The following is a 5261-nucleotide window of genomic DNA, read 5'->3' as shown; positions in this document are numbered from 1 at the left end:
ACGAAGTATTCTTTGCTTCATCAGACCCCGTTGCATTTCATCCTTGAATTGGCCTATTCTAGCTTGCTATACCATTCCTAAATGGAAACTCCATTGAAAGATGAAAAGCCTCTATCCACAAAAATAGAGGCTTTTTCGCTTTAAAGCATAAAATCTACGAATGGTTTGCCCTAGTCGCCACGGCGGACAAATGTCAGGGTTTGGCTAGTAACAATCGTTAGAGGATTATTGGGTTCGATCACGGTTACTTGAGGAGCTGTAACATTCCCAATTACACCAGCTAAGACTGCTCCGGCTAAGACTTTTTCAGTGGAGATGACGCGATCGCCAATTACCCCAGACAAAATTGCTGCTGCACCCGCTCCGATGGCTGAGTCAGTTGCGATCGAGCCTAGTGAAGTTTCACGGGGGTCTTTGACATCATTGATCGTGGCAGACTCACCTGTGAGGCGCACCGTCGCTCCGCTACTCGTCAGCGATCGCGCCACGAACTTAGAACCTCCCTGTACGGGTACAAACTCCCCGTTGATCACCGCTCCAGCAGGTATCAGAATCGTTCCATTACTAGCAGTGATGTTTTGTTGGACTCGTAATTGAGCTTTTGCCGTATCACCTGTGCCAATGTAGAGGGTATCTTTGCTGTCTAACTTGGTAACGATCTCTTGACCTGCTGGCAAGTTAAACGTAGTTCTAAATACTTGGGCAATCCGCGTGTCTGGGTTCGCCTGTCTGTCCGTATAGGAGCTATAGGATTTGGCATAGCTAGGGCTTGCAGCCAGTGAAGCTAAGGCAATGCTAACGGTCGAAACAATTGCTAGTAGTGAGGTACGCTGCGCTTTCATATTCTTTACGCTCAGATTAGAGATGTTGCTTGGTAAGTAAGACTAGCTATAGGATGATTTGGTTCCAAGCGAGCGTTCTATAACTTGGTATGCTCTAGAAATTTTTAGAGCGGCGAAAATCGGTGACGACCTGTTTGGGATCTTTCTTTTCGCCATCCACTAAATAGTTGAGTTTTTGCATATCCTGTTCCGAGATCTTGCCAGCCAGCTTATGGAAGACACTATCGAGTTCGGGATACTTGGCGATCGCTTCTGCACGGGTTACGATCGCGGCTTCGTAGGGAGGGAAATATTGCTTGTCATCTTTTAAGATCGTCAAATCTAAGGTGGGAATCACGCCATCTGTGGAATTACCAGCCACCAAATCCACCTGTTTCTCAGAGATTGCTCGATAGAGAAGCCCTAAATCCATTGACTTTGGTGCTTCGGCAAAGGTCAAACCATAGGTTTTTGCTAGTCCTGGTAAACCATCGGCGCGATCGATAAATTCATAGCCAAACCCTGCGCGCCATTTTGGCGTATATTTCCCGACTTGAGAAAGCGTTGAGATATTGAACTGACGAGCATCCTGTCCCCGAATAATAATGGCGAAGGTGTTATTAAATCCCAAGGGTTCTGACCATTTCAACTGAAATTGTTGAGAATATTGCTGCTTTACGGTTTCGTATACTTGGCGAGGATTGGTGAGAGGTGGCAATTTGAGAATGGCAGTAAAAGCCGTACCCGTGTATTCAGGATAGATGTCAATTTCCCCTGCAATTATGCCTTTATGACAAATAAACGTACCGCCCAAATTTAACCGCCGTTCCACTTTGATATCTGTTTTGGCTTCGATTTCTTGGGCAATCAGTTCGCCCAAAATTACCTGCTCCGTAAAGTTTTTGGAAGCCACAACCACCCGCTTTTCTTTATTTGCCCCACAAGCAATCAGACCAACGGAGAGCAGTATGCCTAAAAGAGCGTAGGAAAAAGATTTTTTCATGGTTGATGAAATTTGAAACTAAGCAAGATGTAACCAGCCCGATATGGTTTGCCACAGAAGCCACAGATTTAACCCGCCGATCGCAGTGGCGACCAACCATGACAAATACTTTAGCCATTGCGGATTGACAAACTCGCCCATCAAACGGCGATCGTTGGTAAACATGACTAGAGGCACCACGGCAAACGATAACTGCAAACTTAGAACCACTTGGCTAAAAATTAGCAAGCTTCCTGTCGTCTGTTCCCCAAACCAAGCGATCGCGATCAGGGCAGGGATTATGGCTAGCAAACGCGAGGCGAGACGGCGCAGCCAAGGCGGTAAGCGAAATTGCAAAAAGCCTTCCAGCACGATCTGTCCGGCTAAGGTCGCTGTCAAGGTCGAACTTTGTCCCGAAGCCAATAGCGCTAGGCCAAAAATTGCACTGGCTGCCCCAACCCCCAAAAGTGGAGATAGGAGTTTGTACGCATCCTGAATTTCGGCAACATCGTGATGTCCTGCCGTGTGGAATGTGGCAGCCGCAACAATCAGAATGGCAGAGTTAATCAGTAACGCGAGGGATAACGCTAGGGTGGAATCGATCGTGCCAAATTTAATCGCTTCCCATTTCTTTTTAGGTGTGGGTTCCCATGCCCGCGTTTGGACGATCGCTGAATGTAGGTATAAATTATGGGGCATCACCGTCGCACCCAAAATTCCCATGGCGATATAGAGCTTGTCAGGATTTTGCAGAATGCTCATGCTTGGCACATATCCCCATAGAATCCCCGTCGGATCGGGACGGGAAAAGATAATCTCTGCCACAAAGCAAATTCCCACGGTTGACACCAGCATAATCACCAAAGCTTCGACATAGCGAAAGCCCTTGCTCTGTAGGCATAGCAGTACAAGCACATCCAAGGCTGTGAGGCAAACCCCCCAAACAAGGGGCATGCCAAACAGAAGCTGTAAAGCGATCGCACTGCCCAGCAATTCAGCAAGGTCACAAGCAACGATCGCCAGTTCGCACAACACCCACAAACAAAAGCTAATGCGGGGGCTAAAGTAGGCTCGGCACATTTGTGCCAAATCTTTGCCTGTTGCCACTCCTAACCTGACGCACAGAGATTGCAACAAGATTGCCATTAGGTTAGAAATCAGGATGACACTCAAAAGCGTATAGCCAAATTTTGAGCCGCCTGCTAGATCGGTTGCCCAGTTGCCAGGATCCATGTAACCCACAGAAACAAGATAGCCAGGACCAGCATAGGCAAATAACTTACGCCAAAAGCCCCCACCATTGGGTACAGGAATGCTGCGATGGACTTCAGGCAAACTGGGCGTGTTTTGCATAACGAGAGGAGCAAAGAAAACGAAACACAATAATGCTAATTATGCTACATTTTCCTCAAATAATGAAAGCATTATGAAAGATTATTGCTATGGCAAGCGACCACTCATTCGCAAAGTGATTCCTAAGATTTTTTAGAAACGCCTCGCGATCGGGATGCACATAGCAATCCTTGTTTTCTAAGCATCTCCAGTTTGTCCGTATGCCTGCCAAGCTAGTTCAGCCAAGGCATTGAGAATGGTGGCAGCCACGATCGCATTTCCCTTACGACCGTTGACTCGAATATGTGGAACGAGGGTATCGTTGAGTCGATCTTTAATCAGGTCTACCTCGATAAAGCCTGACGGCGCCCCAATCACCAAAGCAGGTTTCACTTCTTCTAGTTCAATCAAATTTACGAGAGAGGCTAAAGCGGCTTGGGATTCCCCAATCACAAAAATCGCCTCAGGGTATCGCTTGGCAAGGGTTTCAATTCCCCAAACGGCTTGTGATTTATCTCTTTGTGGGCGTGTAAATGCTTCTGTACCGCAATATATAGGGTTGGCAAATGTAGCGCGAACCTTTGAAGCAATTCCTGCCTGCAAGGTTGATGCATCAACAACGATGGTCGTTCGGGCTGCCAGAGCTGCCGCACCTGCTTGCAAGGCATGTTCTGAAAACTTCACCAAATGTTGATATTCAAAGTCAGCGGTGGCATAAATAATTTGACGCACGATTTCGTATTCCGCCGGCGATAGGGTATGCTCCCCCACCTCTCGATCGATAATTGCAAGGCTCTGTGCGTCCGTGATGTGCCATTCCATACTAGTGAGTCAGTTATTCAGTTAGCAGTGGTCAGTGATCAGCTATCAGTTATTTCGTCAATCCTTATATAGCAATTAGGCATGATTCATCAACAATTTTTCTCTGCCTAGAATCTCTGCCTAGAATCGTAGAGTCAATTCATGAACTGCCTCTATACAAATCAAATCGGATTGCTATAAACGAACGATTGAATAACTGAAAATAAGAGAAATATTGACTTTTGAATTTTAATCCCTAGATGGAATATTTTGCTCAAAGTTACGAAAAAGATTGCGATCGCTAGTCAAAAACTTAACTCAACTTACCAAATTGAGCGCTCGCCAAGACAACGGGCTGTCACGGCAAAATCTAAATTAGGAATAAATAAATTTGAAGGGAAAAACTACCTCTTGGGCTTGCGATGACAATGCCTTGATTCTTTTACTTTTGGCAATGACATTTACATAGGCTCTAAAGGGAGATTGGCTCTCACTAATCAGTTTTTGCATTTGACGAGAACAGTAAACTGGATTGCGTTGGTAGGTGCCGTAACACACCAAATCCACAAAAAAACCATGGAGTCCTTTAATATCTTCAAGACTTTCAATATACTTACAAGTCTTGATATCAACTGCTCCTCGTCTCCATTGTAAATATTCCCAATAATTTCCTGCTATGACCAGAGTTTGTATTTCTGGTGGTGAGTCAGTCAGATCTAACAGATTTAAACTCATAATTTTCAAGTTAAATCCGCATGATGCGAATTATAGGTAAATTTAAAATTTAGTTTATATATATTGAAATCATGACTCTCTTAACATAAAAATAATTTTCCTGACTTAGAGCATAGATTCCTTCCGTTAGCAATCGAGCTTCAAAAAGCGTAAACATCTTCTATTGATTAAGATTTTAGAAGTTTTCTCTTCTTTCCATTGACTGGAATAGTTTGTGATTATCAAAGGAATGACGATCGCTATCACAGAACTGATGGAACTACGATCGCTAAATCTACCCCTTGCCAATTACCAGGGTTTACAGGATTTGGATTGAGAATACCTGTATTGACTGAATATGCGATCGTTCCTATGGCAAGCACAAACATAGAAAGAATTAGAGAAGTCTTATCCCCACAGCAGTTTAGCGTTTTCTTGAGGCTGAGAAAAATGCGAAGTTGGCTGCGATCGCTATATCTTGTTGCTGTTCTTACAGAGGAAGAATCGGCGTATATCTGTGGGTTTGAAACGAGTCCTAACAGAAAGAAGATTATGAATAACTCACCTTACGCGGAAGCCTAGGATGGTTTCAGAGACTGCCACACAGCAAA

6 protein-coding genes are annotated in these 5261 nt (G+C 44.7%); 1 reads left to right on the top strand and 5 read right to left on the bottom strand.

Annotated features, from left to right (window positions below; all coding sequences use genetic code 11):
• Positions 1–170 precede the first annotated feature (170 nt).
• The 5 genes from V2H45_RS25075 to V2H45_RS25055 all read right to left on the bottom strand — a co-directional run bounded on the left by V2H45_RS25075 (position 171) and on the right by V2H45_RS25055 (position 4671).
• On the bottom strand, positions 171–842 hold the full coding sequence (locus V2H45_RS25075; protein WP_330486425.1) for a hypothetical protein: 672 nt from the start codon (positions 840–842) through the stop codon (positions 171–173).
• A gap of 94 nt (positions 843–936) precedes the next feature.
• Positions 937–1824 (bottom strand): glycine betaine ABC transporter substrate-binding protein, encoded by an 888-nt coding sequence (locus tag V2H45_RS25070; RefSeq protein ID WP_330486424.1) that lies wholly within the window; start codon positions 1822–1824, stop codon positions 937–939.
• Positions 1825–1842: 18 nt separating this feature from the next.
• The gene (locus V2H45_RS25065) at positions 1843–3156 is read right to left on the bottom strand and encodes an Nramp family divalent metal transporter (RefSeq protein WP_330486423.1); all 1314 of its coding nucleotides are present in this window, start codon (positions 3154–3156) and stop codon (positions 1843–1845) included.
• Between the two features lie 177 nt (positions 3157–3333).
• A complete protein-coding gene (locus V2H45_RS25060; RefSeq protein ID WP_330486422.1) occupies positions 3334–3957 on the bottom strand; it encodes a precorrin-8X methylmutase in 624 nt (207 codons plus the stop codon).
• 354 nt (positions 3958–4311) lie between these two features.
• A complete protein-coding gene (locus tag V2H45_RS25055; RefSeq protein WP_330486421.1) occupies positions 4312–4671 on the bottom strand; it encodes a hypothetical protein in 360 nt (119 codons plus the stop codon).
• Positions 4672–4869: 198 nt separating this feature from the next.
• Between V2H45_RS25055 and V2H45_RS25050 the strand changes: the two genes are divergently transcribed.
• Positions 4870–5232 carry a hypothetical protein gene (locus V2H45_RS25050; RefSeq protein ID WP_330486420.1) on the top strand — a complete coding sequence of 121 codons (363 nt, stop codon included), beginning with the start codon at positions 4870–4872 and terminating at the stop codon, positions 5230–5232.
• The last annotated feature ends 29 nt before the right edge of the window (positions 5233–5261 follow it).

The sequence above is a fragment of the Tumidithrix elongata BACA0141 genome (assembly GCF_036349135.1).
GTDB lineage: Bacteria > Cyanobacteriota > Cyanobacteriia > Pseudanabaenales > Pseudanabaenaceae > Tumidithrix > Tumidithrix elongata.
This window is presented reverse-complemented; position numbering and strand designations above follow the sequence as displayed.